Source organism: Gordonia sp. X0973, assembly GCF_013348785.1.
In the GTDB taxonomy this organism is placed as follows: domain Bacteria; phylum Actinomycetota; class Actinomycetes; order Mycobacteriales; family Mycobacteriaceae; genus Gordonia.
In genome coordinates, this window is the sequence record NZ_CP054691.1 from 645,994 (window position 1) to 671,191 (window position 25,198).

Sequence of the window (25,198 nt, forward strand, 5' to 3'; positions counted from 1 at the left end):
GCCGACCTACGTCGCTCGAGAATGAAGGGTCGACCATGACCAACCAATGGACGGGTGCTGGCGCGCCCATGCACCCGGGCTCGCCGTATCAGCCGGCGCCGCATCCGGGTTCGCCGTATCAACCCGTGCCGCCGTACCAACCGGCGCCGCCGTACCAACAATTCGTCGGTCAACCCCGGCCGCCTTCGCCGTCGGGCGCCACGGCGATCACCGCGGCGGTGCTGAGCCTCTTCGGCGCCTTCGTCCTTGTCGGGATCGCGGTGCCGCTGCTCGTGACGGCGGTCGGCGCGCCGATCTTCATGTGGGCAATCGATGAGCCGGCCAGTTCGGGGATCACTCCGATGACGTTCGGGATGCTGGTGGTCGGCATCCTGCTGGCGGTCGCGACGTTGCTGCTGGCACTCGGCGGCATCAAGATCATTCAGCGCAAGCGTGCCGGACAGCCGCAAGTTGTCACGGGCAGCGTGATTGCTGCCGGATTCATTGTCGTCCAACTCGTCTTCGTCGGCTTCGGCGTCAGATCGGTTGAGGGCTTCCGCGGCTTCGGCGTCTTCGGGATCGTCGTCGGGGTCCTCGAACTCATCCTCGCGATCGCCACCATCGTGTTGGCCGTGGTCCCGTCGACAGGTCGCTGGATCGACTCGCCGCGTTCGTGACCCGGGCGCAAACGTCGGTGCCTGAGACGCCCGGCGTGGACAAGTGACCGCGCCCGTGGTGAGCCGCGACAAAATTTGCACGGGCCGCCCACAAGACTGAAACCTGTTCTAGTCTCGTGGATGTGACTCTTCGCGTCGTCGAATGGTCGACCGGAACCGTCGGTCGGCACGCAATCGCCGGAATCGATGCCCATCCGGACTTGGAACTGGTCGGTGTCTGGGTATCCGATCCGGCGAAGGTGGGCAAGGACGCCGGCCGCCTGGCCGGGATGGATCGCGACCTGGGGATCGCGGCCACCAATGACAAGCAGGCGCTGCTCGACCTGAAGCCGGACGCGATCGTGCACACCGCGATGACCGATGACCGGATCTTCGACGCGATCACCGATCTCACCGAATTCGTCCGCGCCGGGGTCAACGTCGTGTCGTCGGGGCCGGTACTGCTGCAATACCCGTTCGGCGTCGTCCCGGATTCGGTGACCGATCCGATCATCGCCGCGGCGAAGGCGGGAGGCGCCAGCCTGCACGTCAACGGCATCGACCCGGGATTCGCCAACGACGTCCTGCCGCTGGCCATGACGAGCCTCTCGCGCCGGATCGACGAGGTGCGGTGCATGGAGATCGCCGACTACTCGACCTACTACCAGCCGGTGGTCAACAGCCAGATCTTCGGTTTCGGCCAGCCGATGGACGTCGTGCCGATCCTGCTCACCCCGGGCGTGCTCTCCATGGGGTGGGGCTCGGTGGTCCGCCAGATCGCGGCCGGTCTGAACCTGACCCTCGATGAGCCGCTCGTCGAACGCATCGAGGAGGTTGCCGCCGAGGCCGACCTCGAGACCGTTTCGGGCAGGATCCCCAAGGGCACACGTGCGGCCCTGCACTTCGAGGTCGTGGGTCAGGTCGACGGCGTCGACCGCGTGGTGCTGGAGCACTACACGCGCAACCACCCCGACCAGTGTCCGGAGTGGCCGAAGCCCACCAAGGGCGACGGCTGCTACCGCGTCGACATCACCGGCGACCCGGTGCTGAACGTCGAGTTCGGCCACCACGGCGAGGACGGCGACCACAACGTCTCCGGCATGGTCGTCACCGCGATGCGCCTGGTCAACGCCGTTCCGGCGGTGGTCGCGGCGGAACCCGGCCTCATCACCGCCCTCGACCTGCCGCTGATCACCGGGCGGGGCCTGGTCGCGAATCAGCGCATCGACGGATAGTTCGTCAATCAGACAAACGAGGCGAAGCGACCGCGATGACCGGCGACGCTACGATGCTCGGGTGTCTGTGCAATACGGCTTTATCGTCCTCCCGTGCTCCGGTAGCGCGGCGGTGTGCCGCAAGCGCAACGAAGGGCGTGCGTGATGGCCTACCCCCAGTACCAGAACGGCCCCGTGCCTCAGGGCTATCAACCGCCCGCCTATGGGCCGACGGGCTATCCACCGCAGCAACTCCGGCCGCCCTCGGCCGGGACGGCGGTAACGGCGATTATCCTGGCCTATTGCGGTGCCGCAGTAGCGGCGTTCGCCCTCGTTGAGACGGCACTCGGAGCTGTCAGCGACGAGCCCCTCACTCTGTGGGGGTGGTACGGCGTAGTCGGGTTGGTGGTGCCGGGCGTCATCGCTGTGTTCCTCGGGCTTGGCGCGACACTCATGGTGGCCAAGAAGGCGGTCGGCCGGTGGCTTGTCGCCCTCGGCTGTGCAGTGGCGCTGCTCTACGGCGCTCTGCTCATCCTGGCCGGCCTGGGATTCGGAATTCTGGTGGCAGGCGTCGGGGGTGCCGATTCCGACGACATGACACGGGTGATTGCCGTGCTTGGTGGTTTGGTGGTGCTGGTCGTCGTGGTGGTCGTCGTCATTCCGGCCGTGCTCACCGCGGTGTTGGCGCTGGTTCCCTCGACGCGGCGCTGGCTGGATCAGCCTCGGAATCGATGACCGCGCCCCTCGATCCGACGCAGACCCGGGCCGCCGTCGAGGCCGTTGCCACGTGGGTACTCGACGACGATGCCCCCGCACCATCGCGACCGGCCATCGCCGCAGCCGTGCGCCTGACCGCGCGCACCCTGCCGCAGATCGCACCCGGTTCGTCGGTCGAGGTCCGTGTCCCGCCATTCGTCGCCGTGCAGTGCATCGAAGGGCCGCGGCACACGCGCGGCACGCCGCCCAACGTCGTCGAAACCGATCCGCGCACCTGGCTGCGGCTGGCGGCCGGAACGCTGACCTTCGCCGACGCCGTGGCCGACGGGAAGATCGATGCGTCCGGGTCGCGGGCCGCCGAGGTGGCGGAGTTGTTGCCGATCACACCCCTCAAGATTCGTTGATCCCGGTATTCGGCCCGTAGACTGGGGACGTGGATCCGGCCCAGATCGACCAGCCAGACAACGAGCCCCGCGAAGAATGTGGCGTCTTCGGCGTCTGGGCTCCCGGCGAGGACGTCGCCAAACTCAGCTATTACGGCCTCTACGCCCTGCAGCACCGCGGCCAGGAAGCGGCCGGAATCGCCGTCGGCGACGGCGCGCAGGTCATCGTCTTCAAGGATTTGGGCCTGGTCAGCCAGGTCTTCGACGAGCAGACCATGGCGTCGATGGTCGGCCACGTCGCCATCGGGCACTGTCGCTACTCGACGACGGGCTCGACCACCTGGGAGAACTCCCAACCGATCTTCCGCACCACCGCAGCGGGCAGCGGTGTCGCCCTCGGCCACAACGGCAACCTGGTGAACACCGCGGAACTCGCCGCCCGTGCCCATGAACTCGGACTCGACAGCAGCGGCGGCGGGACGTCGGACTCCGACGTCGTCGGTGCGCTCCTCGCACACGGTGCCGCCGACAAGACTCTCGAACAAGCCGCTCTCGATCTCCTTCCGGAACTCGAGGGCGCTTTTTGTCTCACCTTTATGGACGAGAACACGCTGTACGCGGCGCGCGACCCGCACGGCATCCGGCCGCTCTCGCTGGGCCGCCTCGACCGCGGGTGGGTCGTCGCGTCGGAGACCGCAGCGTTCGACATCGTCGGCGCCTCCTTCGTCCGCGACATCGAGCCGGGCGAGATGCTGGCCATCGACGCCGACGGTGTGCGCTCCACCCACTTCGCCAAGCCGACGCCCAAGGGCTGCATCTTCGAGTACGTCTACCTGGCCCGCCCCGACAGCGTCATCAACGGCCGCACCGTCCACTCGGCGCGCGTCGAGATCGGCCGCCGGTTGGCCCGCGAGCACCCCGTCGACGGTGATCTGGTCATCCCGGTCCCGGAATCGGGCACCCCGGCCGCCGTCGGCTACGCGCAGGAATCGGGTATCCCCTACGGCCAGGGCCTGATGAAGAACGCCTACGTCGGCCGCACCTTCATCCAGCCGTCGCAGACCATCCGGCAGCTCGGCATCCGACTCAAGCTGAACCCGTTGCGCGAGGTCATCCGCGGCAAGCGGCTCGTCGTCGTCGACGACTCGATCGTTCGCGGCAACACCCAGCGCGCACTGATCCGGATGCTCCGCGAAGCCGGGGCCGCCGAGGTCCACGTGCGCATCGCGTCGTCGCCGGTCCGCTGGCCCTGCTTCTACGGCATCGACTTCGCGTCGCCGGCCGAACTGATCGCCAACGGCATGGACGCCGACGAGCCGGGCGCGATGGTCGAAGGCGTGCGCCAGGCGATCGGCGCCGACAGTCTCGGGTACATCTCCGTCGACGAGATGATCGAGGCCACCGAGCAGCCCGCCTCTCAGCTGTGTACCGCCTGCTTCACCGGTGAGTACCCGATCGCGCTGCCCACCGAGACCGCGATGGGCAAAGCCGTTCTCGAGTCGCTGCGCGGCGCGCCCGGCGTCGACCCCCTCACCACCGCGAATGACAACGTCAGCGCCGTGATGCGGCCCTGAGCCGGTCCGGTAGCGTATACCCCGTTCCCCGCTTTCCCCCTCCAGGAGTTCCGCCATGTCCAAACGCGACTCGGCCCCGTTGATCCCGCAGAACGCGTCCTACGCCGCGGCCGGAGTCGACATCGACGCCGGGGAGCAGGCGGTGGAACTCATCAAGCCGCACGCCAAGCGCGCGAGCCGCCCCGAGGTACTCGGCGGCATCGGCGGATTCGCCGGACTGTTCGCCCTCAAGGGTGGCTACCGCGAACCTCTGCTCGCCGCCTCGAGCGACGGGGTCGGGACCAAGCTCGCCGTCGCGCAGGCGCTGGGCCGCCACGACACCATCGGACGCGATCTCGTCGCGATGGTCGTCGACGACCTGGTGGTCTGCGGAGCAGAACCGCTGTTCCTGCAGGATTACATCGCGATCGGCAAGGTCGTGCCGGAGACCGTCGAGCAGATCGTCAAGGGCATCGCCGACGGCTGCGTCGACGCCGGGTGTGCGCTGCTGGGCGGGGAGACCGCCGAACACCCCGGCCTCATGGAGGACGGCCACTACGACATCTCCGCGACCGGCGTCGGCGTCGTCGAGGCCGACCAGGTGCTCTCCGCCGACCGCGTCCGCCCCGGCGACGTCGTGATCGCGATGGGATCGTCGGGACTGCACTCCAACGGCTACTCGCTGGCCCGCAAGGTCCTGCTGGAGTGGGGTCACATGGACCTTGAGGGGCATGTCGAGGAACTGGACCGCACCCTGGGCGAGGAATTGCTCGAACCCACCCGGATCTATGCGCGCGACTGCCTCGCGCTGGCCGCCGAGACCGACGTGCGCACCTTCGCCCACATCACCGGCGGCGGATTGGCCGACAACCTCTCGCGCGTGCTGCCCGTCGGCGTCGTTGCCGAGCTCGACCGCTCGACGTGGTCGCCCGCCCCGATCTTCGCGCTCATCGCCCAGCGCGGCCGCGTGGCCCGCGAGGAGATGGAGCGCACCTTCAACATGGGCGTCGGCATGGTCGCGATCGTCGCACCGGAGGACACCGACCGCGCACAGGCCGTGCTCACCGCGCGTCACGTCGACAACTGGGTGCTGGGCACCATCAAGGCCGGCGAGCGCGACGCATCCGCCACAACGGGTGTCGCCCGTCTGGCCGGGGAACATCCGCGCTTCTAGTGCTGGCACACCAGCGCGGTCTCGATACACCTGGGTCTCGATACACCTGGGTCTCGATACACCTGGGTCTCGATACACCGACTCGGCTAGCGCCTCGTCGGCACTCGACCAACGCGTCTAGCGCCTCGTCGGCACTCGACCACCGTCTACGGCAGGTGACCAACGCGGCTAGCGCGGTCTCGATACACCTTCTCGGCTAGCGCCTCGAAGGCACTCGACCACCATCTCTACGGCACGACCATCGGTGGTCGAGTGGATCCGAGCCGCTAGGCGAGGAACCGTATCGAGACCGCCGCTAGGCGAGGAACCGTATCGAGACCGCCGTCAGCCGAGCTACCAAGACCGCCGACGGGCGAGGGAACGCACGACTGATCGCGGGCCGTGGGGCCCGGGGAATCAGGGTGGGGATCAGAGCAAACCTGGCGCCGTAGCGTCAGGCGTGCCGCCATTCCTCTTCATCGGCCCAGTTGTCAACCGGATCCGCCTGGGGGGAGTCGTCACTGCCCGCGAGTTCGCGCTGCAGCCTCTCCAGGTCGGTCTGGGGCGACGAGTACTTGAGTTGACGTGCAACTTTAGTCTGCTTGGCTTTTGCCCGGCCGCGGCCCATGTGGGACCCCCTCGCACACTGCCGGGGCGGCCACAATCCGATGATGGTGGCGGCCCCGTGCTTCAGTAGGAAATGTCTGTCGTGGCACCCAGTCTAGCGCGAACTCTCACAGAATGCGGGCGTGGGGCACGTGCCGCGATTCAGTGCACGTCGGAGCCGGTGCCGCGCAGCTTGGCGACCGCCTCGCGACCGGCCTGCGGACGGTCGTCGGCGACGATGGAATCCGGGTCGACACGCACGGCGACGGGGGAGTCGTCGACCGTCACGGCGAGTTCGGTGGATGCGTCGACCCCCCGCTTGACCAGCGCCAGCGCGATCGGTCCGTACTCGAAGTGATCGACGACGCTGCCGATGCGGCCGACCGTCCGTCCGGCCGCGGTGACCGGCGTTCCCGGCTCGGGTCGGGCGTCGGTGCTCCCGTCGAGGTGTAGCAGCACCAGATGGCGGGGAGGCTTCCCCAGGTTGTGGACCCGTGCGACGGTCTCCTGGCCGCGGTAGCACCCCTTGTCGAGATGGACCGCGCCCTGCTCGTCGCGCGAACCGATCCAGTGGACCTCGTGCGGGATGGTGCGCTCGTCGGTGTCGACGTAGACGAGCGGTCGGCGGCCGGCGATGCGGTGCGCGTGGTAGGCCCAGCTGCCGGCCGTCGTGGCCCCGGCGTCGACCAGGGCCTGCCAGCGCTGCTGCGCCTCGGATTCCGGCACGACGAGGTCGACGACGGGCAGATCGCGATCCACGCCGACCGGCGGCATGATCCGCCAGAACCCGAGCGGCTCGTCGTCGTGGTGGAGTTCCGGCAGATCGCCCGCGTCGTACACTCCGGCGTCGGTGGGGATGTCGAGGAGTTCGGCGATGGGACCGGACCGGGCGGCGGGCCCGACGAGGGACAGGACGCACATGTCCGGCCGGTCGACCGGCTGCGCCTTGGCCCAGAACACCATCGACGTGAGGAAGGTGAGCAACTCGGGACCGCGCGGACCCGGGGTGTCGATCCACGTGACCCCGTCGACGTCGGTGAGCACGAAGTGTTCGACGATGCGCCCGTTGAGGTCCAGCGAGAGGTTCTCCGCGCTGTGCCGGTCGGGAAGGTCGGTGACGAATTGGCTGGAGATGGTGTGCAACCAGGACAGCCGCTCGTCGCCGGAGATCTCCAGCACGGCGCGGTCGGATCGGTCGACGAGGATTGCGCCGGTCGTCGCTGCGCGCTGCTCGCCGAGCGGATCCCCGTAGTGCCAGGCGACCGTGCGCGTCTGCGGCCCGTGGCCGTATGCGCCGGCCGGTTCGGCGACGGCGCCCGTCGTGGCGTCGAGGTTGGCCGAGAGGATGACCGAGTGGTTCACGCCCTCCAGCCTACGTGGCGCACCGCGACGCGGGTTCCCCCGCGAAGCGGGCGGCGAGGAACGCGGCCGCATCCTGTTCGAACGGCAGGAAGGCCTCGCCGTGCGTCTTGCCGGCATAGCGGAAGAACCGCGTCGGGATTCCCTCGGCGCAATAGCGACGGGCGAGCGCCGCGACGTCCGCGGTGACCATCACCCCGTCGCCGATCGGATCCGACGCGCCGACGCCCAGCAGTAGGGGAATCCGGGGCCGCCCGGCCGTGCCCATCACGTTGCGGGCTATCGAATTGCGCACCGCCGCGACGCCGAGTAAGCCGCGGTAGGGCGGACGGACCATGTCGGCACTGGTGAGGCCGGGGAACTTGGCGGCGAACGCGGCGATGCACCCGGAGCGGACCTGCCGGATCAGGGCCATACCGCGCGGGGAGAGGAATGAGTCGACGTCGAGGCCGTAGGTGCGGCGGTACACCTCGGTCAGCGCGGGGATCACCCCGGCCCACTTCTTGCTGCCGCTGATGTAGGGCAGGTTGTGGGCGAGGTTCACCGGTAGCCCGCCGGCGGCCGCGCCCAGTATCCGCAGCTCCGAGGCGTAGCGCGGGGCCAATTCCGCACCGAACTCGGTGGGCACCGATCCGCCCGAATAGCCGAGCATGCCGACCGGTGTGCGGATGGGCCAGTGCAAGACGTGCAGTGCGGCGCGGATGCCGTCGAGGGCGATCTGCCCGGACTGGTGGCCGATGGTCCACTCCTGTCGTAGGCCCTCGTAGTCGGGAACGGCGACTGCGAATCCGCGAGCCAGATAGCCCGCGAGCACGGCCTCCTCGACGCGCCCGGCGGTGCTGGGCCGGTTGCCCCGCAGGGTGTACGAGGGGTCGCACTGCGCGCCGAGGGCGTCGTAGGCCATGTGGAAGGAGATCAGACGGCGGGCGGCATTCGGCGGGCTCAGCACCGTCGTGACCGCGGCAATCGCCTGGCCGCCCTCGCCGGTGCTGCGATAGCGCACCTGCGTCGAGCGGACCGGTGCGGGTACGCCGGCCAGGACGATGTTCACCGGCCGGGTGGCGAGCACCGCGCCCGGGCGATACGCCGCCAGGTCGGGACCCGGCGCGTAGAACGGATCGGCCGACGGGGGCGGACCGTCGGCCCGGGCGATCGTCGGCGCGGACACGGTCGCCGCCAGCGAGGTCAGAAGAGCGCAGATCAGAGCCAGGGCCGCACTCGGGGTTCGTCGTCTGGCCATGCCGGCCTCCCGTCGTGATGGCGGGCGACCCGCCACTGGTCACGATAGCCTTTCGCCATGGTGACTCCAGTGCTCTTCGACGTCCATCGCGGACGCTGCGATCCGGATCGGCCGGGCATCTTCCACGACGACCTGTCGGTGGTGCGAGGCGACGGCATCTTCGAAACCCTGCTGGTTCGCGACGGAAAGGTGTGCAACTTGGCACGGCACCTGACCCGGTTCGCGACGGGCGCCGAACGCATGGAGCTGCCTCCGCCGTCGTTGGCGAAGTGGGATGCCACCGTCAATGCCGCGCTGGCGGCGTGGGTGCTCGCCAACGGCGAGGCCGAGGGGCTGATGCGCCTGGTCTACACCCGCGGGCGTGAGTCCGCGCCGGCCGACTCAGCTCATCCCGAGGCGACCACCGCCCTGGTGATGATCCTCGACGTCGGCCCGCATGCGGCCGCGGCGCGCGCCGAGGGGGTGGCGGTCTGCCTGCTCGACCGGGGCTACTCCGTCGACTTCGCGGCCCGCGCGCCGTGGCAGCTCATCGGCGTGAAGACGTTGAGCTACGCGGCGAACATGGCCGCGCTGCGCCACGCCCGGGCCGCCGGCTTCGACGACGTCGTCTACGTCTCGTCGGACGGCGAAGTCCTCGAGGGGCCGCGCTCGAGCGTCGTCGTCGTCCGTGGGCGCGAACTCGTCACCGTGCCCGCCGAGGCGGGAATCCTGCCCGGAACGACCGTGGCCGCGATCTTCGCGCTGGCCCAGCAGCAGGGGTGGGAGTGCCGTACGGCGTCGCTCACCCCCGACGACCTGTGGGAGGCGGATTCGGTGTGGCTGTGCTCATCGGTGACGATCGCCGCCCGGGTCACCCGGATCGACGAGCGGGAATTGTCGTTGAGCACCGTGGCGGCGGAGTCCGCGGCACAGTTCGCCGAACTGGCCGCGCGGGCGATCACGGTGGCTTAACGTCGGCGGTGTCCGGTTGTCGTGACCGGAAACACTCCAGATGAGGGACTGCGGTCCCTTGTTTCAACTTCATAGTGCGACGTACCTTGAAGACATCTACTATCTACTGTAGTAGAAGCCAGACGGTGTCGAGCGGATCCGCGGCGCATGCCGGGGAACCGATCGGGGCCAGCTCCAGCCCAGCGAGCGAATGAGGCATACGCATGGATGTCGTCGATATCTCCCGATGGCAATTCGGGATCACGACCGTTTACCACTTCATCCTCGTCCCGTTGACGATCGGCTTGGCGCCGATGCTCGCGGTGATGCAGACCGTTTGGTACGTCACCGGAAACGAGGCCTGGCTGCGGGCCACCAAGTTCTTCGGGAAGCTCTTCCTGATCAACTTCGCCCTCGGCGTCGCGACCGGCATCGTGCAGGAATTCCAGTTCGGGATGAACTGGAGCGAGTACAGCCGCTTTGTCGCCGACGTCTTCGGCGCCCCCCTCGCCTTGGAGGGGCTCGTCGCCTTCTTCGCCGAGTCCACGTTCATCGGACTGTGGATCTTCGGCTGGGGGCGGCTGAACCGGCGGGTCCACCTCTTCTGCATCTGGATGGTGGCGTTCGGCGTGAACGCGTCGGCCTACTTCATCATCGCCGCGAACTCGTGGATGCAGCACCCGGTGGGCGTGAAATGGGATCCGACGCGCAACCGTCCGGCGATGAACAACATCGTCGCGCTGCTGACCAACAACACCACCCTGGCCGCCTTCCCGCACGTCATCGCGGGCGCCCTGCTGACCGCCGCGACCTTCGTCGCCGCCATCGGGATCTGGTGGATGGCCCGCGCATCGTGGCGCGCCCGCCAACTCCGCCTGCAGGCGGAGGGGAAGCCCGCGACGATTGAGGAGACCACCGCCCCGAGCCTCGTCGACGCGTCGCCGGAGCAACTCGATTCCGATGCCGCGACCATGTGGCGGCCGGTGACGAGATTCGCCCTGTGGTTGACCATCCTCTCGGGTATCGCGCTGATCTTCACCGGGGACATCCAGGCGCAGATCATGTTCAAGCAGCAGCCGATGAAGATGGCCGCCGCCGAGTCGCTCTGCAAGACCGAGACGCGGGCCAGCTTCTCGGTGCTGTCCATCGGGCGGCAGAACAACTGCGACCACATCGAGCACGTCATCGCGATCCCCGGCATGCTCTCCTTCCTCGCCGACCACCGCTTCGACACGACGGTGCAGGGCGTCCAAGACCTGCAGAAGGAATACGAGCAGCGCTTCCGCGACGACCCGAAGCACAAGTCGCAGAACTACGCCCCCAACCTGTTCGTCACCTACTGGTCCTTCCGCGCGATGATCACCTGGGCGCTCGGTTCGGTGGTCGTGGCGCTGGGCGGGCTGTGGTTCACGCGCCGCAAACGGGTCATCACGTCGCGCAGATTCGGCTTCCTGGCGTTGCTGATGATTCCGACGCCCTTCCTCGCCAATTCCTCGGGTTGGATCTTCACCGAGATGGGCCGCCAGCCGTGGATCGTCGCGCCCAACTGGGTCGACGACCTCGATCCGCTGCGGATCTCGATGCTCGTGCAGCACGGCGTCTCCAACAACTCGGCCGGCGTCGTCCTGACATCGCTGATCGTGTTCACGCTGCTCTACGGTGCGCTGGGCGTCGTCTGGTTCGCGCTGCAGCGCCGATACATCCGGGAGGGCCCGGCGGCCCCGGGCTATGAGGAAGCGGCCCTCGAGAAATCCGACGACGACAAGCAATTGTCGTTCGCCTACTGACCCGACGCTGGAAAGAGACGATCATGGGATTGCCCGAATTCTGGTTCATTCTTATCGCCGTGCTGTTCACCGGGTACTTCGTGCTCGAAGGGTTCGACTTCGGCGTCGGCATGCTGATGGGATTGATGGGTCGTGGCGACGACGACAAGCGTCGCGCCATCCTCAACACCATCGGACCGGTGTGGGACGGCAACGAGGTGTGGCTGCTGACCGCCGGCGGCGCGATGTTCGCGGCCTTCGGCGGCTGGTACGCGACGATGTTCACCGCCTTCTACCTACCGCTGCTGCTGATCCTGGTCGCGCTCATCGTGCGCGTCTGCGCCATCGAGTGGCGCGGCAAGATCAACGACCCGCAGTGGCGGCGTGTGTGGGACTGGTGCATCGCGATCGGCTCGTGGGTTCCCGCCCTGCTGTGGGGCGTGGCCTTCGCCAACGTCGTGCGCGGGCTCCCGATCGACGAGAAGGCCCAGTTCACCGGCACCTTCTTCGGCCTGCTCAATCCGTACGCGCTGCTCGGCGGGCTGACCACCGTCCTCGCGTTCCTCGCCCACGGCGCGGTCTTCCTTTCGCTCAAGACCGCCGGGGAACTGCGCGAGGAGGCGACCGTGTGGGCCGCCCGCCTGTCGGTCGCCATGACCGTGGTCGCCGCCGCCTTCCTGCTGTGGACGCAGTTCGCCCACGGCAAGACCTGGACCTGGGTGCCGGTGCTGATCGCCGCCGTCGCGGCCGTCGCGACGATCTTCCTGACGCGTGCCCGCAAGGAAGGGCTGGCCTTCGCCGCGACCTCGGTGGCGATCATCATGACCGTCGTGACGCTGTTCGGCTGCCTGTACCCGAACGTCCTGCCGTCGACGACGGACCCGGCGAACAGCCTGACCATCGCGAACACCTCGTCGAGCCACTACACGCTGGTCATCATGACCTGGGCGGCGTTGTTCATCACGCCGATCGTGCTGCTCTACCAGGGCTGGTCGTACTGGGTGTTCCGCAAGCGGATCTCCGCAGAGGCGATCCCGCCGTCGGTGGGCCTGCCGTCGTTGCGGGGGTGAGCATCCAGGAGGTGAGTGGTTCGGCACGGGTCGCGTCCGCGCGCCCCCGACGCGGTCCGATCGATCCGCGGTTGCTGCGCGGATCGCGCGCGGCGCGGCGCTATCTGGTGGTGACCGTCGTCGCCGGACTCCTCACCACGCTGGCGGTCATCGTGATCGCCGTCGCCACCGCGTCGATCCTGGCCGAACTGGTCACCGATCCGGCGCGGCGCTCGCTTGGCGCGCAGCGGATGCACCTGGTGGTGTTGGCGGTCGGCGTCGTCCTGCACTCGGCGACCACTTACGCCGCCCAGCGATATGCGCAGCGGGCCGCGCAGACGGTCGTCGGCCAGGTTCGCCGCGAGGTGCTCGACGGGCTGACCGATCCGGCCCACACCGACGCGCGGACAGTCGGGGTGGGGCGGGCCCGAGCGTCGACGGTGCTGCTCTCGGGAATCGACGCCCTCGGCCCCTACCTGTCCGGGTACGTGCCGTCGCTGGTCCTGGCGGCGACGCTCACCCCGATCGTCGTCGCCGTCATCGCCTCGGTCGACCTCGTCTCCGCCGGGCTGATCCTGCTCACTATCCCGCTGATACCGATCTTCGGCATCCTCATCGGACTGATGACGCGCGACCGCACCCAGGCCAAACTTGACGCCACCGCGCGGCAGCAGTCGATGCTGCTCGACCTCATCGCGGGCATCCCCACGCTGCGCGCGCTCCATCGCGCGCAGGGGGCCGCGCAGCAGGTCGACGACCTCGGCCGCTCGTGGCGGCGCTCGACGATGAGCACGCTGCGCGTCGCTTTCCTCTCCGGGGCGTGGCTGGAACTGATGGCCACCCTGTCGGTCGCCCTGGTGGCCGTGAGTATCGGACTGCGCCTGGTCTACGGCGAGATGTCGCTCTTCGCCGGGGTGCTGGCACTGGTCTTGGCGCCGGAGGCCTACCGGCCGTTGCGGCAGGTGGGGGCGGCCTTCCACGACTCGGCCGACGGGGTCGCCGCCACCGACGAGGCATTCGGATTGCTCGCGGGGATGTCCGACGACGAGCCGGTGCCCGGAGACGTCGACGCTCCGTCGCTGGCCGGAGCGGCGATCCGCTTCGACGGCGTCGGCGTCGTCTCCCGTGACGGATGGGCGCCCCGGGGGCTCTCCGCAGTCTGCGAGCCGGGCGCTCTGACGGTGCTGACCGGACCCAACGGCTCCGGCAAGTCGACGGCGCTGGCGGCGTTGCTCGGGGTCGTCGCACTCGACGAAGGCGCGATCATCGTCGACGATCATGCGCTCTCCCGCGCCGAGCTGGTGGCGTGCCAAGACCAGGTCGGTTGGCTGCCGCAGCATCCCGCGATCGTGCCGGGCACCGTCGCGGAGAACCTCGCGTTGTACGGGCCGCTCGACGGTGCCGCCCTCGGCTCGGCGGCGATCGCCACCGGTTGGGCCTCGGTGGCGCGGGAGGCCGGACTCGCCGATCGCTCATCCGTGCTCGGTGCCGGCGGAGCCGGGCTGTCGGCGGGGCAGCGCCAACGGCTGGCGCTGACCCGCACGCTGGCCCGTGACGTACCGGTGCTGGTCCTCGACGAGCCGACCGCGCATCTCGACGTGCAGGCGCGGCAGCGGGTGATCGATGCCGTGGTCGCACGGGCCCGTGCCGGCGCGACGGTGATCGTCGCCGCCCACCGTGCCGAGTGGTTCGACGCGGCCGATCTCGTCGTCGACGTGTCGGCGGTGACCGCGTGAGCCGGGAGGTGTCGCGGCGGCCGGAGGCGTCGCGGCGGCCGGACCCGGTGTGGCGGGTCCTGGGTGCCCTCGACGTGCGGCGGCGCGGTGTGGCGTTGTCGCTGGCCTACGGGGTCGGGGGAGCGTTGAGCGCGCTCGGTCTGGCCGCGCTCTCGGCCTGGTTGATCACCCGCGCGTGGCAGCAGCCGCCGATCCTCGCGCTATCGGTGGCGATCACCGCCGTCCGCGCGCTCGGCATCGGCCGCGGACTCTTCCGCTACCTTGAGCGCCTCGCCAGTCACGACGTCGCTCTGCGAGCCATGTCCACCGCGCGCGAGAAGGTTTACCGGGCGCTGGCCGGTGGCGACGCCGCGACTACGGTTTCGATTCGACGCGGAGACCTGCTCGCCCGTACCGGTGCCGACATCGACGAGGTCGGGAACGCCGTCGTCCGCGCGATCCTGCCCGCCGCCGTCGCGGCCGTGACCGGTCTCGCGGCGGTGGTCATCATGGCGTTCGTCTCGGTGGCGGCCGCTCTCGTGTTGGGCGTGGCGCTGGTCGTCGCTGGCGTGGCGGCCCCGGTGTTGTCGGCGCGAGGTTCGGAGCAGGCGGCTCGGGCCGCGGTGCGCGGGAGATCCGAGGTGGCGTCGTCGACGATGCTGTTGCTGGACCACTCCGCCGAATTGACCGTGGCGGGCCGGCGCGAAGAGATCCTCGACGAGATGTCCGCCGCCCAGCGGGATGTCGAGCGCGCCGTCGACCAGGGCACGCGGTTGCAAGCGATGGCCGCCGCGGTGACCCCGCTGTCGATGGGCGTAACCGTTCTGGCTGCCGCGCTGATCGGGATCTCGTTGGCCGAGAGCGGTTCGCCGACCCCCATGCGCTTGGGTGTCCTGCTCCTACTCGGCCTCTCGGCATTCGACGCGATCACCCCGCTCGCCGCCGCGGGGGTGGCCTGGCAGCACAGTCGTGCCGCTGCGCAACGGGTGCTCGATCTGGTCGGCGACCCGGCGGAATGGGAATCGCAGACCGCGTCGGACGTGCCGCGCCACGACGGGCCGGTGACGTTGAGTGCCGACTCATTGGTCTGGGGATGGCCCGGTGGTCCGGCGCTGGGCGGACCGCTCGACTCGGCGGTCGAGCCCGGCGGGAGACTGCTCGTCGTCGGTCGCAGCGGGACGGGGAAGTCGACGCTGCTGCTGACGCTGGCCGGGCTGCTCGCGCCGCAGTCGGGTGTGGTGACCGCGACCGGTGTCGACGGTGAGCCGGTCGATGTCGCGGCCGCCACGCTGTACTGCGCCGAGGATGCGCACCTGTTCTCGGTGTCCGTCCGGGAGAACCTGCTCGTCGCGCGCGGTGATGCTACGGAGGATGAGATGTCGGCGGCGCTGGACCGGGTGGGGCTGTCGGAGTGGTTCGCCCACCTGCCCGACGGCTGGGACACCGTGTTGCACGGCGGGAGTGAGGCGGTGTCGGGCGGTCAGCGCCGGCGACTGCTGTTGGCGCGCGCGTTGCTCAACGAGTCGCCCGTCGTGCTGCTCGACGAGCCGACCGAGCACCTAGATCAAGCAGATTCCGACGATCTGCTCCGCGCCGCACTGGGCGATCTCTTCGGCCCCGATCGCACTGTCGTGGTGGTGACCCATCACGCGCCGTCCGATCTGTCCGCCGATATCGACCTGGATCGCGACCCCCGCCGAGTGGGCACCTGATCCCCGCCGAGTGGGCACCTGAACCCCGCCGAGTGGGCACCCCAACCCCGCCGAGTGGGCATCTCAGTACGCACCCCGGGCGTGTAGTGCCTTTTCGATTTCGACGAGGATGCCGCACGGATCATCGAAGTATCGCCTCGCGTCGACTCTGATCACCTTCCAGCCGAGGTTCCGTAACTTCGTATCGCGCCATTCGTCGTGGGCACGCTGCGCTTCAGTGGAGTGGTATTCGTCGCCGTCGTATTCGATGCCGATCTTCTGCTCTCGGTAGCCTAGGTCGGCGCGAGCGAATTCATACCCTTTGTCATCGGGGATGACGATTTGGGTTTCGGGCGCTGGCAGATCACCGCGAATCATCAACAGGCGTAGCCAACTTTCGGGCGGGGATTCCGCCTTCCCGTCGATCAATGGCGCGATCGCTCTTAGCTGGCGGATGTGTCGCCACCCAGGATGAGCCTCGACGTAGCGGACTAGAGCCGGGATCGAGAACGCAGTCGCGCGGTGTAGTGCGTCCAGGTAGCCGAGCCCCCGCCATTCGGGTGTGACTCGACCGATGTCGAATGCCGTGCGGATCGGCGTCGTCACCAGCAGGCCGTCCAGTTCCATGTACTCCGACGACGCCAGTTGATAGCGGTGCGTCATCCGGCCTATTCCGTGTCGGCTGGACCCTTTCAGATCGTGGAGTAGTTCTATCCGGAACTCGGGGTCGAACCACAGGCTGCCGTGCAACACAGAGGCAGCGATTCCCGCGACGACTGGGCGCCCGGGTGAACTTGATGCGGTCGCGACGACTCGTTCACGAGCAGTGAGTACCTGGGCGCGCCGTACCTCGGTGTTCCCGTCGAGACAGCGAGTGTCCTGTGGTTCTCGATCAATCTCGATTCGGCCGACTGCTCGTCGAAATCGCTCCAGCTTTGCTTCGTCCTGAAAGGTGTCCATGTGACTTAGACGCACCAACCGCCGAAACGGATCCATAGTCGGCTGTCACCGTCAGATCGGCGGTGCCCAGTCGGTACGGTTCAGGTGCCCACTCGGCGGGGTTGGGGTGCCCACTCGGCGGGGTTGGGGTGCCCACTCGGCGGGGACGGGGTGCCCAGTCGGGGGATCAGCCGGCGTAGCGGTCGAGCTTTGCCGAAAGTCGGGGAGCGAGTTCGCCGTCGACGAGACGTTCTTCGACGTAGGCGAGCGAACCGTCCTCGGCGATGCCGAGGAGGCGCTTGGCGCCGTGGAGCTTGGGGGCGGTCGCCGAGCACACGAGGGCGTCGGTGGCGACCTCCCAGGCGGTCTGTGAGAGCGGCTTGCCGTAGAAGAGTTCGACGGCGCCCTCGGCGTGGGCGAGGACGAGTTCGATCGAGTCGTCCTCGCTGATCCGCCAGAATCCCGACTCGCGGAATAGCGGGGCGACGAATCCGCCGCGGTTGTCGACCGACCAGGAACGCGACTGCCAGTTGAGGAAATTCTGCCCGTCGTGGCTCACGATGATCTGCTCGGCAAAGGCGAGGTCGGCCCCGTCGTCACCGAGTCCGTGTGCCACGCCCTCGCCGCGCCAGACGCCGACCATCGGGAGCAGGGCCAGCAGTCCGGAATGGAGATCCGCGCCATCGCGGAGGTTCGCGGTGTCCGCGGGCAGCGGCAGATCACCCCACGACGGTAGGTTGCGCGAGCCGGTCGTCTCGGCGATCGACGCGGCCTGGTCGATTGCCTCGTTGCCCGAGCGGGTCACGACTCGTCGTTGATGAGGCGGTAGATGGCGTACAGGCCGAACCACGTGATGAGGATCGTGCAGAGGACCAGCAGCGCGGTGAAGAAGTGTTCCACGAAGCCGATTCTATCCGGTCGTCAGATCGTCGTCGCGCAGAGCCGCCAATCGGCTGCGCATGCGCGGCGCACCGGCCGGAAGCCGTCCGGTGCGGGCGAACCGATCTCGGGGGACCGCGCTGGTGATCGTCGTCGGCACGTCGCGGTCGTAGAGGACGTCGACGAGGTGCACGAGCCGTTGAGCTGCTTCTCGGTCGGTGTCGACGAGATCGGGAACGTCGCTGATCGTCCACCTCCGAAATCTGCGCGCCAAATCGAGGTAGTCGGTTGCACCAAGCGGACGTCCGCAGATCTCGTCGAAGGCGACCCCCAGGTGCTCCCCGGCGGCGTCCCACGCCGTGAACTGGCGGCCGGCGACGGCGACCGGGCGCGCAGAGCCGTCGGGCACGGGTGCCGGCGGTCGCCAACTGCCCGTCGAGAATCCGGTGCAGTGATCGGCGCGGGTGCGGTAGTCGATGCCGGAATCGAGGTCGATCACCGTGCAAGTCGTCTTGATGAGGTCGATGGTCGGGAGGAAGGAGTCGTGGAAGAGGGGGTTGGGCATCAGGTCGTCGGGACGGTCGTTGGACGTCACGACAAGTCGGACGCCGCGCTTTGCGAGGTGATCGATCAGGCCGTGCAAGAAGATCCCGTCGGCGGGGTCATCGACGTGCAGTTCGTCGAAGGCGAGGATGCCGGCCGATCCGAGGAAGAGTTCGAGCGCCGGAGCGAGCCCGCCCGACGAGCGGATGAGAACGTGAAGGTCGCGCAAGAAGTCGTGCCAGTGGGTGCGAACGACGCTGCGCGCGGGTGAGCAGGTCACGAAGGCGTTGAGGATTGCCGTCTTGCCGCGGCCCGCGGGGCCGACGAGGTAGACGGAGTCGGCGCCGACGAGGGTGTCGCATGCCGCACGTTGCGCGTCGTCGGGGGCTATGCCGCAGCGTTCGAGGGCGGCGATCAACTCGGCGGACGTCATGGCGGGTGCCGTCGCAGTCCTCTTCCACATCTCAATGACTCTATCATCGTAGAGGATTGCGATAGGATAGCCGCATGCCTCGCCTCGACCGTCGTGCACTCATCGCCGATGCCGCACTGGGACTCGCCGCGACCGGAGGAAACCATGCGGTGACGCATCAGGGAGTCGATCGGAGCCTCGACTTGCCCAAAGGGTCCACCTCGTACTATTTCCGCAGCCGTGAGGCGCTGGTCGACGCGGCCGCACAGCGTCTTGTGTGGCGTTCACGGAAGTCCTTCGACGAGGCGATCGTCGATGGCAGTGTTCCCGTCGACGTCATGGCTGCGTACGTGGCGGATCTGGTCGAGCGGCGACGGACCGACGTGCTCGCACGACAGGCGCTGCTGCTCGATCCCACCCTGGCCGAGGACACGCGTGATCGCCTGAGGGGGTGCTTGTTCTCGGCCGAATCTGCTCGTCGGCTGCTGGTCGAGCATGGCTCGTCCGCACCTGACGACGATGCGCGTCGGCTGCTCGCGATTCTCGAAGGCGTCGTCTTCGTCGCAGTCCACTCGGATGCCGACGCCAGGCGGGACATCGAGGCGTTGGTGGCGGCCGCCTTCCCTTCTCTCGCCTGAACATCGGTCCGAGACGCCGGGCGGTCAGACTCCGTAGAGCTGGGCTTTCAGCAGCGTGAAGTGTGCGCGGGGGAGTTCTTTGTCGGGGATCTCGGTGATGGCGGAGTAGGGCGGCTCCTGCTTTCGGTCGAAGAACCGGAGCACACGCGTCTCGCCGGATCGCAGGGCTACGTCCTTGTCGTCGAAGTCGTATTTGCCGTCGAGCTTGGCCGTGACGTGGACTTCGAACTTCCAGTCGTCCCGATGCTTGTTGTGGACGGTGACCGGCAGGTGGCCGAGGCCCGTCGTCGGATCGTCGACGACGAAGCCGCCGATCTCGACGTCGAGATAGTCCTTCTGGACCTTCTCACTGCTCACCGACTTGGGCGACATGTGGGCGCCGACGTCCTGCAGGCTCCGGTAGACCAAGAATCCGCCGCCCATGAGACCCAGGGCGCAGACCACGGCGACGACGAGTAGGCCGATGACGAGGAGCCTCGGCCCACTCTTCTTCGGCGACGACGGCGACGACGGCGGCGGCGGTGCGACGGTGGACATGGCTGCCGATGGTAGCCATCGTCCCTGTCGGGTTTGCCGGAATCTCAGAAAGCTCCGTGGCGCCCGGTGCCGTCCCGGAACTTCTGCGCGCCCGCGACGGTCTCACCGCTCGCGACGACGCGCAGACCGCCGTCGAACTCGGTGCGCAGCGCCTCGTCGAAGGGGAGGTCCCACTGGGCGTAGACGCTCGCCCGGTCGGCCAGCATGCAACGCTGGGGGAATCCGGCGATCTCGCGGGCCAGGTCTTGGGCGGCTCGCAGCGACGTCCCCGGTTCGACGATGCGATTGGCCAAGCCGATGGCGAAGGCCTCGTCGGCGTCGACGGCCCGCCCGGTGAGGATCAAGTCGAGCGCGCGGCCCTGTCCGACGATGCGCGGGAGTCGGACGGTCCCGCCGTCGATCAGGGGCACGCCGAAGCGGCGGCAGAAGACGCCGAGGACGGCGTCGGTCGCCATCACCCGCAGGTCGGCGAGCAGCGCCAACTCGAGACCACCGGCAACGGCATAGCCCTCGATCGCGGCGATCAGCGGCTTGGTCAACCGCATGCGGCTCGGTCCCATCGGGCCGTCGCCGTCCGTCGACAATCGGTTGGCGCGCTCACCACCTTCGGCGACCGCGCCCAGGTCGGCGCCCGCACAGAACGTGCCACCCGACCCGGTCAACACGGCGACGCACGCCTCGTCGTCGGACTCGAACGTCCGCAGCGCGTCGGCCAATGCCTGCGCCGTCGGACCGTCGACGGCGTTGCGGACCTCCGGCCGATCGATCGTGATGGTCGTGACGGGTCCGTCGTGCTCGGTGATGACTCCCATGTTCGCGCAGCCTAGCGACGAGTGGCTCGGTCGACGCTGATTTGGGTGTGAAGCCGGCGGTTGGTCTCGATACGCCTTCTCGGCTGGCGCGGTCTCGATACGCCTTCTCGGCTGGCGCGGTCTCGATACACCTTCTCGGCTAGTGCCTCGAAGGCACTCGACCACCGTCTACGGCACTCGACCACCGTCTACGGCACTCGACCACCGGGGGGAGTGCCCACTCGGCGTGGGTTGGGTGCCCAGTCGGCGGAGACAGGTCAGCCCCGCACCGAAGACTTCTCGGTGCGGGGCTGACCCGTTCTGGCTATTCAGCGCCTACTTGGCGACCGTGATGGTGTGGGCGTGGACGCCCGGGCCCTCCGGCGTGGTGGTCACGTCGCCGTTGCCGACCGAGCTGAGCGCGCGGAGCGTCCAGGTGCCGGGGGCGGCGAAGAACCGGAAGTCGCCGGTTCCGCTGGTGACGACCTCGGCGGTGAACTCACCGGTCGAGTCGAGCAGACGGACGAACGCGCCCGGGACCGGGGCGCCGCTGGCATCGGTGACCTGCCCGGTGAGGACGGTCTCCTTCTCCACGTCGACGCCGGCAGGCAGTGCCTGCCCCTGCTTGGGTGCTGCGCACATGATTACTTGCCCTCTCCCAGTTCAACCGGCACGCCGACCAGCGAGCCGTACTCGGTCCAGCTGCCGTCGTAGTTCTTGACGTTCTCGTGGCCCAGCAGCTCCTGCAGAACGAACCAGGTGTGGCTGGAACGCTCGCCGATGCGGCAGTACGCGATGGTCTCCTTCTGACCGTCGAGGCCCGCCTCCTTGTAGAGCTCGGTGAGCTCGTCGTCGCTCTTGAAGGTGCCGTCCTCGTTGGCCGCCTTGCTCCACGGCACGTTGATCGCGCTGGGGATGTGGCCGGGGCGCTGGCTCTGCTCCTGCGGGAGGTGGGCCGGCGCGAGGATCTTGCCGCTGAACTCGTCGGGGCTGCGCACGTCGACGAGGTTCTTGGTGCCGATGGCTTCCACGACCTCGTCGCGGAAGGCGCGGATCGCGTTGTTCGCGGCCTTGGCGGTGTAGGTGGTGGCCGGGCGGCTGACCGCGTCGGCGCTCAGCTCACGACCGTCGAGCTCCCACTTCTTGCGGCCGCCGTCGAGCAGCTTCACGTCGTCGTGGCCGTACAGCTTGAAGTACCAGTACGCGTAGGCCGCGAACCAGTTGTTGTTGCCGCCGTACAGCACGACGGTGTCGTCGTTGGCGATGCCGCGCTCGGAGAGCAGCTTGCCGAACTGCTCGGCGTCGACGAAGTCGCGGCGGACCGGGTCCTGCAGGTCGGTCTTCCAGTCGAGCTTCACGGCGCCGGGGATGTGCCCGCCGTCGTAGGCGCTGGTGTCCTCGTCGACCTCGACGAAGACGACCTTGTCGGTGTTGAGGTTCTGCTCAGCCCAGTCGGCGCTGACCAGGACGTCGTTGCGTGCCATGGTTGTCCCTTTCACATGCGGAAATCATTGGGGGGGGTGAGCCGGACGGCTCAGGGGGGTGATGACGGCCCTGTACTCGCAACCCGAATGCGGGTCTGCGAGTGGGAGCACGGGAAGCCTCAAGGGAGAATCCGCTGCCGCCATCGTCAAGTGGTGGCGCGGGGGCGACCACCGTCTAGCGACAGCAACAGGCCGCGAAACGACAGAAGTCGATCGCGTAGCGGCGAGTGAGCATGAGCTCTCGGCCTGATTGCATGCCACGACGATACAACAAGTGCGTCGCGACGTCAGAACCGGTCCGGCGCGACCGTCAGGTAGGGAGCCGTTCCGCTGATCAGAATGTCGCTCCCGGCGCTGTTGGCCTTGGTCGGCGACACTCCCCATGGCAGACGCGGATAGGGCACCCGGCCGCTGAACCGGGCGAGCACCGCCGCGCGGAACTGCGCGGGCACCCGGCCGTCGGCGTGTTCCTCGGGGCCGCCGTAGAAGTCGGTGGCGGTGATGACGAGGTCGTTTCCGTCGACGGCCAGATCGACGAGGACGCTCACGCGCACCCGCTGCCCGGTGAACCGTTGGGACGACGGGGGATAGCGCACCTGCGTGCGCGGGCTCGGGCGGCTCGGCGGCAGTGAAACGGTACCGGTGAGCAGGACGCCGGTGGTGCGCTCGAGCAGACCGTCGCCGGGACCGCCGCCGCCGGCCCGATTCGCCGGGGCCGGGGTGTTCACGGCGAGGTCGGTGATGTCGAGCATGCGGCCCAGGTTGACCGAGTCCAGCTTCGCCGACGCGGTGACGGCGGTCAGCATGATCGGACGGGTGGCCGACCACCGGCCGGTGTCCATACCCTTCACCTCGTCGGCCCGCACGCCCAACTCGGCGCGGCACGGCGTGCTCGCGCAGGTCTGCGGCACCCCGGCAAGCTCTGCCGGGCCGGCGGCGGCGACCCCCCGCGCGGTGATGGTCAGCCCGGGGAACTCGCCGCGTCGCGCATGGCTCCAGTACGGAAAACCGCCGAGGGTCACCTCGGGCTCGAAATCGACGCGGGGGGAGGCCATCAGCGCTTCGGCCAGCCGGTGCTCGCTGCGACCGGCCCGGAAGGTGTCGATGGTCACCAGGGCCCCGATAACAGCGATGACCAGTGCAAATGCGATGACGGCCGCACGCAGCCGCGGGCGCGGGGAGTCGTCGATGTGAACTGGGAGTGTCATCAGCGTTATTCTTACATCTATCCCGCTGCCGCTGATGTCAGTGTGGCGCCACCCTGGCGCCCCGAATCCCGCGTCGCCGATTACCGTCGAGCGACTCGACGCAGAAGCGGAGCCGAGATGGACCTGTTGATCCTGACCTCTCACCCCGACCCGGGCACGGTGTTGCCCTCGCTCGCGCTTCTGGCCCATTCCGTCCGCAGCGCCCCCGCCGATGTCTCCGCGCTTCTGACCACCGAGTCGGCACAGGCCGTCCTCGTCGACGCCCGGACCGATCTGGCCGCCGCCCGCAATCTGTGTCGGCTGTTGGCGAGCACCGCGACGGTTCCCGTCGTCGCCGTGCTGACCGAGGGCGGGCTGATCGCCATCAACGCGGAGTGGAGCCTGGACGACTTCCTGGTCGCCGACATCGGCCCGGCCGAACTCGACGCGCGGCTGCGGATGCTGACGGCGCGACGGGTGGCCCCGCGCCAAGAAGAGGAATCCGCGACGCTGAGCCTGGGCGCCGTCACCATCGACGAGGAGACCTACACGGCACGCCTGCGGGGGCGGCCGATGGACCTCACCTACAAGGAATTCGAACTCCTCAAATACCTCGTCGCGCATGTCGGCCGGGTCTTCACCCGCGCCCAACTCCTCCACGAGGTGTGGGGCTACGACTACTTCGGCGGCACCCGCACGGTCGACGTCCACGTGCGGCGGCTGCGCGCCAAGCTCGGTCCTGACCACGAGGCGCTCATCGGCACGGTGCGCAACGTCGGGTACAAGGCCGTCGCACCGTCGCGACGGGCCGCCGACGCCGAGTCCGACGGTGAGATACTCGAAGTGTGACCTCGATAGCGCGCGCAGAGCAGTTGTCCGACGAGCAGCAGCGCGCGGTGCGAGCCGTGCTGGTCCAGTCCCATTCCGCCGACGGGGTACAGGCACTGGGGGAGGCCCCGGTGAACGCCCTGGGTGCGACGAGTCCCGCGGTCGAACACCTGCTCGCCACCGCCGACGACGGCACCGTGATCGGCTACGCCTCGGTGCTCCCCGGGCGCGACGGTGAGCCGTCGACGGCCGAACTCGTCGTCGCACCCGCGGCGCGCGGGAACGGCGTCGGAAGATCCCTGGCGCAGCGGGTGCTGGCCACTGCACCGACCGCCGGGGTACGGCTGTGGGCGCACGGCGATCTGCCCGCGGCGCGGGCGCTGGCGGGGCAGCTGGGACTGTCCGTGCGGCGTGAGCTGCGCCAACTCAACCTCGGCGTCGGTGCCGACGACGAGCCACTGCCGCCGCTGCCGCAGCGCGACGACGTGGTGCTGCGTACCTACGCGGGTCCGGCCGATGACCGCGAAATCCTGCGCGTCAACAACGCCGCCTTCGACTGGCACCCGGAACAGGGCGGGTGGACGCAGGAGCAGATCGTAGAGCGCACCGGCGCTGACTGGTTCGATCCGCGCGGTCTGTTCCTCGCCTTCGACCGCGACGACGCACAGCGCCTCCTGGGCTTCCACTGGACCAAGGTCGCGAGCCCGGAACTGGGCGAGGTGTACGTCGTCGGGGTGGATCCGGCGGCACAGGGACGGGGCCTGGGCCGGCTGCTCACGCTGGCCGGCCTGCACTACCTGGCGGGGCGCGTCCCCGAGGTCACGCTGTACGTGGAGGGCGACAACACCGCCGCCCTGCACACCTACGAGAACCTGGGGTTCGAGCCCTTCCGGGTCGACGTCGCTTACGGGTAGGCGCTGCGCTGTCAGCCCGGACGCTGTGCACTTTC

General features: G+C 68.6%; 25 protein-coding genes. 14 read left to right on the top strand and 11 right to left on the bottom strand.

Translation table 11 applies throughout. The features are described from left to right. Positions 1-35: 35 nt before the first annotated feature. The 6 genes from HUN08_RS03170 to purM all read left to right on the top strand — a co-directional run bounded on the left by HUN08_RS03170 (position 36) and on the right by purM (position 5,676). Positions 36-656, top strand: coding sequence for a hypothetical protein (locus tag HUN08_RS03170; protein ID WP_124249031.1), 621 nt, complete (start codon positions 36-38; stop codon positions 654-656). Positions 657-778: 122 nt separating this feature from the next. Beyond that, entirely contained in the window at positions 779-1,870 is a 1,092-nt protein-coding gene (locus HUN08_RS03175) for a diacylglycerol kinase (protein ID WP_124249030.1), read from the top strand. 144 nt (positions 1,871-2,014) lie between these two features. Continuing rightward, positions 2,015-2,584: a hypothetical protein gene (locus HUN08_RS03180; RefSeq protein WP_124249029.1), complete on the top strand. Its 570-nt coding sequence runs from the start codon at positions 2,015-2,017 to the stop codon at positions 2,582-2,584. After that, positions 2,581-2,970 (top strand): sterol carrier family protein, encoded by a 390-nt coding sequence (locus tag HUN08_RS03185; RefSeq protein ID WP_124249028.1) that lies wholly within the window; start codon positions 2,581-2,583, stop codon positions 2,968-2,970. Before HUN08_RS03180 ends, HUN08_RS03185 begins: the two co-directional genes overlap by 4 nt. Positions 2,971-2,999: 29 nt before the next feature. After that, the gene (purF, locus tag HUN08_RS03190) at positions 3,000-4,523 is read left to right on the top strand and encodes an amidophosphoribosyltransferase (protein ID WP_124249027.1); all 1,524 of its coding nucleotides are present in this window, start codon (positions 3,000-3,002) and stop codon (positions 4,521-4,523) included. Between the two features lie 55 nt (positions 4,524-4,578). After that, on the top strand, positions 4,579-5,676 hold the full coding sequence (gene purM, locus HUN08_RS03195) for a phosphoribosylformylglycinamidine cyclo-ligase (protein WP_124249026.1): 1,098 nt from the start codon (positions 4,579-4,581) through the stop codon (positions 5,674-5,676). A gap of 433 nt (positions 5,677-6,109) precedes the next feature. On the opposite strand, the gene HUN08_RS03200 is transcribed toward purM, so the two are convergent. The 3 genes from HUN08_RS03200 to HUN08_RS03210 all read right to left on the bottom strand — a co-directional run bounded on the left by HUN08_RS03200 (position 6,110) and on the right by HUN08_RS03210 (position 8,860). Beyond that, complete coding sequence (locus HUN08_RS03200; protein WP_124249025.1) at positions 6,110-6,283, bottom strand: DUF3073 domain-containing protein; 174 nt, start codon at positions 6,281-6,283, stop codon at positions 6,110-6,112. Positions 6,284-6,423: 140 nt separating this feature from the next. Further along, positions 6,424-7,623: a folate-binding protein YgfZ gene (locus tag HUN08_RS03205; RefSeq protein WP_124249024.1), complete on the bottom strand. Its 1,200-nt coding sequence runs from the start codon at positions 7,621-7,623 to the stop codon at positions 6,424-6,426. A gap of 10 nt (positions 7,624-7,633) precedes the next feature. Then, on the bottom strand, positions 7,634-8,860 hold the full coding sequence (locus tag HUN08_RS03210; protein ID WP_124249023.1) for a lipase family protein: 1,227 nt from the start codon (positions 8,858-8,860) through the stop codon (positions 7,634-7,636). Positions 8,861-8,917: 57 nt separating this feature from the next. Between HUN08_RS03210 and HUN08_RS03215 the strand changes: the two genes are divergently transcribed. The 5 genes from HUN08_RS03215 to cydC all read left to right on the top strand — a co-directional run bounded on the left by HUN08_RS03215 (position 8,918) and on the right by cydC (position 16,032). Beyond that, complete coding sequence (locus HUN08_RS03215; protein ID WP_124249022.1) at positions 8,918-9,811, top strand: aminodeoxychorismate lyase; 894 nt, start codon at positions 8,918-8,920, stop codon at positions 9,809-9,811. A gap of 203 nt (positions 9,812-10,014) precedes the next feature. Then, positions 10,015-11,577, top strand: a complete 1,563-nt coding sequence (locus tag HUN08_RS03220) for a cytochrome ubiquinol oxidase subunit I (RefSeq protein ID WP_124249021.1) — start codon at positions 10,015-10,017, stop codon at positions 11,575-11,577. Between the two features lie 23 nt (positions 11,578-11,600). Next, positions 11,601-12,626, top strand: a complete 1,026-nt coding sequence (cydB, locus tag HUN08_RS03225) for a cytochrome d ubiquinol oxidase subunit II (RefSeq protein ID WP_124249020.1) — start codon at positions 11,601-11,603, stop codon at positions 12,624-12,626. A gap of 11 nt (positions 12,627-12,637) precedes the next feature. Further along, complete coding sequence (gene cydD, locus HUN08_RS03230; protein WP_124249019.1) at positions 12,638-14,341, top strand: thiol reductant ABC exporter subunit CydD; 1,704 nt, start codon at positions 12,638-12,640, stop codon at positions 14,339-14,341. Beyond that, a complete protein-coding gene (gene cydC, locus HUN08_RS03235) occupies positions 14,338-16,032 on the top strand; it encodes a thiol reductant ABC exporter subunit CydC (RefSeq protein ID WP_301546857.1) in 1,695 nt (564 codons plus the stop codon). Before cydD ends, cydC begins: the two co-directional genes overlap by 4 nt. 63 nt (positions 16,033-16,095) lie before the next feature. Here cydC and HUN08_RS03240 read toward each other — a convergent pair whose 3' ends face one another. From HUN08_RS03240 to zapE, 3 genes are all read right to left on the bottom strand, one after another. After that, positions 16,096-16,674 (bottom strand): endonuclease domain-containing protein, encoded by a 579-nt coding sequence (locus HUN08_RS03240; protein ID WP_301546858.1) that lies wholly within the window; start codon positions 16,672-16,674, stop codon positions 16,096-16,098. 463 nt (positions 16,675-17,137) lie between these two features. Continuing rightward, positions 17,138-17,755, bottom strand: a complete 618-nt coding sequence (locus HUN08_RS03245; protein WP_124249017.1) for an FABP family protein — start codon at positions 17,753-17,755, stop codon at positions 17,138-17,140. A gap of 105 nt (positions 17,756-17,860) precedes the next feature. Continuing rightward, positions 17,861-18,835 (bottom strand): cell division protein ZapE, encoded by a 975-nt coding sequence (gene zapE / locus HUN08_RS03250; protein ID WP_124249016.1) that lies wholly within the window; start codon positions 18,833-18,835, stop codon positions 17,861-17,863. Positions 18,836-18,879: 44 nt separating this feature from the next. Here zapE and HUN08_RS03255 point away from each other — a divergent pair, with 44 nt between their 5' ends. Then, complete coding sequence (locus HUN08_RS03255; RefSeq protein WP_124249015.1) at positions 18,880-19,422, top strand: TetR/AcrR family transcriptional regulator; 543 nt, start codon at positions 18,880-18,882, stop codon at positions 19,420-19,422. 24 nt (positions 19,423-19,446) lie between these two features. Here the strand turns inward: HUN08_RS03255 and HUN08_RS03260 are convergent, their stop codons facing one another. The 5 genes from HUN08_RS03260 to HUN08_RS03280 form a co-directional block, all read right to left on the bottom strand. Beyond that, complete coding sequence (locus tag HUN08_RS03260; protein ID WP_124249014.1) at positions 19,447-19,959, bottom strand: hypothetical protein; 513 nt, start codon at positions 19,957-19,959, stop codon at positions 19,447-19,449. A 44-nt stretch (positions 19,960-20,003) separates the two neighbouring features. Then, on the bottom strand, positions 20,004-20,771 hold the full coding sequence (locus HUN08_RS03265; protein ID WP_124249013.1) for a crotonase/enoyl-CoA hydratase family protein: 768 nt from the start codon (positions 20,769-20,771) through the stop codon (positions 20,004-20,006). A gap of 315 nt (positions 20,772-21,086) precedes the next feature. Beyond that, a complete protein-coding gene (locus tag HUN08_RS03270; RefSeq protein ID WP_124249012.1) occupies positions 21,087-21,392 on the bottom strand; it encodes a DUF1416 domain-containing protein in 306 nt (101 codons plus the stop codon). Positions 21,393-21,394: 2 nt separating this feature from the next. Then, positions 21,395-22,234: a sulfurtransferase gene (locus tag HUN08_RS03275; RefSeq protein ID WP_124249011.1), complete on the bottom strand. Its 840-nt coding sequence runs from the start codon at positions 22,232-22,234 to the stop codon at positions 21,395-21,397. A 287-nt stretch (positions 22,235-22,521) separates the two neighbouring features. Beyond that, positions 22,522-23,442: a DUF2993 domain-containing protein gene (locus tag HUN08_RS03280; protein WP_124249010.1), complete on the bottom strand. Its 921-nt coding sequence runs from the start codon at positions 23,440-23,442 to the stop codon at positions 22,522-22,524. A 117-nt stretch (positions 23,443-23,559) separates the two neighbouring features. Here HUN08_RS03280 and HUN08_RS03285 point away from each other — a divergent pair, with 117 nt between their 5' ends. Continuing rightward, positions 23,560-24,270, top strand: coding sequence for a response regulator transcription factor (locus HUN08_RS03285; RefSeq protein WP_124249009.1), 711 nt, complete (start codon positions 23,560-23,562; stop codon positions 24,268-24,270). After that, a complete protein-coding gene (mshD, locus tag HUN08_RS03290) occupies positions 24,267-25,163 on the top strand; it encodes a mycothiol synthase (RefSeq protein ID WP_124249008.1) in 897 nt (298 codons plus the stop codon). The genes HUN08_RS03285 and mshD overlap by 4 nt, the downstream gene beginning before the upstream one ends. The last annotated feature ends 35 nt before the right edge of the window (positions 25,164-25,198 follow it).

What these genes read in the sequence shown, in the direction of transcription:
- HUN08_RS03180 (WP_124249029.1), top strand. Translation starts at nt 2,015, where the DNA reads ATGGCCTACCCCCAGTACCAGAACGGCCCCGTGCCTCAGGGCTATCAA.
- HUN08_RS03275 (WP_124249011.1), bottom strand. Translation starts at nt 22,234, where the DNA reads ATGGCACGCAACGACGTCCTGGTCAGCGCCGACTGGGCTGAGCAGAAC.
- HUN08_RS03240 (WP_301546858.1), bottom strand. Translation starts at nt 16,674, where the DNA reads ATGACGCACCGCTATCAACTGGCGTCGTCGGAGTACATGGAACTGGAC.
- HUN08_RS03170 (WP_124249031.1), top strand. Translation starts at nt 36, where the DNA reads ATGACCAACCAATGGACGGGTGCTGGCGCGCCCATGCACCCGGGCTCG.
- HUN08_RS03260 (WP_124249014.1), bottom strand. Translation starts at nt 19,959, where the DNA reads ATGTCCACCGTCGCACCGCCGCCGCCGTCGTCGCCGTCGTCGCCGAAG.
- HUN08_RS03200 (WP_124249025.1), bottom strand. Translation starts at nt 6,283, where the DNA reads ATGGGCCGCGGCCGGGCAAAAGCCAAGCAGACTAAAGTTGCACGTCAA.
- purM (WP_124249026.1), top strand. Translation starts at nt 4,579, where the DNA reads ATGTCCAAACGCGACTCGGCCCCGTTGATCCCGCAGAACGCGTCCTAC.
- HUN08_RS03255 (WP_124249015.1), top strand. Translation starts at nt 18,880, where the DNA reads ATGCCTCGCCTCGACCGTCGTGCACTCATCGCCGATGCCGCACTGGGA.
- HUN08_RS03220 (WP_124249021.1), top strand. Translation starts at nt 10,015, where the DNA reads ATGGATGTCGTCGATATCTCCCGATGGCAATTCGGGATCACGACCGTT.
- HUN08_RS03270 (WP_124249012.1), bottom strand. Translation starts at nt 21,392, where the DNA reads ATGTGCGCAGCACCCAAGCAGGGGCAGGCACTGCCTGCCGGCGTCGAC.
- HUN08_RS03210 (WP_124249023.1), bottom strand. Translation starts at nt 8,860, where the DNA reads ATGGCCAGACGACGAACCCCGAGTGCGGCCCTGGCTCTGATCTGCGCT.
- HUN08_RS03285 (WP_124249009.1), top strand. Translation starts at nt 23,560, where the DNA reads ATGGACCTGTTGATCCTGACCTCTCACCCCGACCCGGGCACGGTGTTG.
- cydB (WP_124249020.1), top strand. Translation starts at nt 11,601, where the DNA reads ATGGGATTGCCCGAATTCTGGTTCATTCTTATCGCCGTGCTGTTCACC.
- HUN08_RS03280 (WP_124249010.1), bottom strand. Translation starts at nt 23,442, where the DNA reads ATGACACTCCCAGTTCACATCGACGACTCCCCGCGCCCGCGGCTGCGT.
- zapE (WP_124249016.1), bottom strand. Translation starts at nt 18,835, where the DNA reads ATGTGGAAGAGGACTGCGACGGCACCCGCCATGACGTCCGCCGAGTTG.
- HUN08_RS03185 (WP_124249028.1), top strand. Translation starts at nt 2,581, where the DNA reads ATGACCGCGCCCCTCGATCCGACGCAGACCCGGGCCGCCGTCGAGGCC.
- HUN08_RS03215 (WP_124249022.1), top strand. Translation starts at nt 8,918, where the DNA reads ATGGTGACTCCAGTGCTCTTCGACGTCCATCGCGGACGCTGCGATCCG.
- HUN08_RS03265 (WP_124249013.1), bottom strand. Translation starts at nt 20,771, where the DNA reads ATGGGAGTCATCACCGAGCACGACGGACCCGTCACGACCATCACGATC.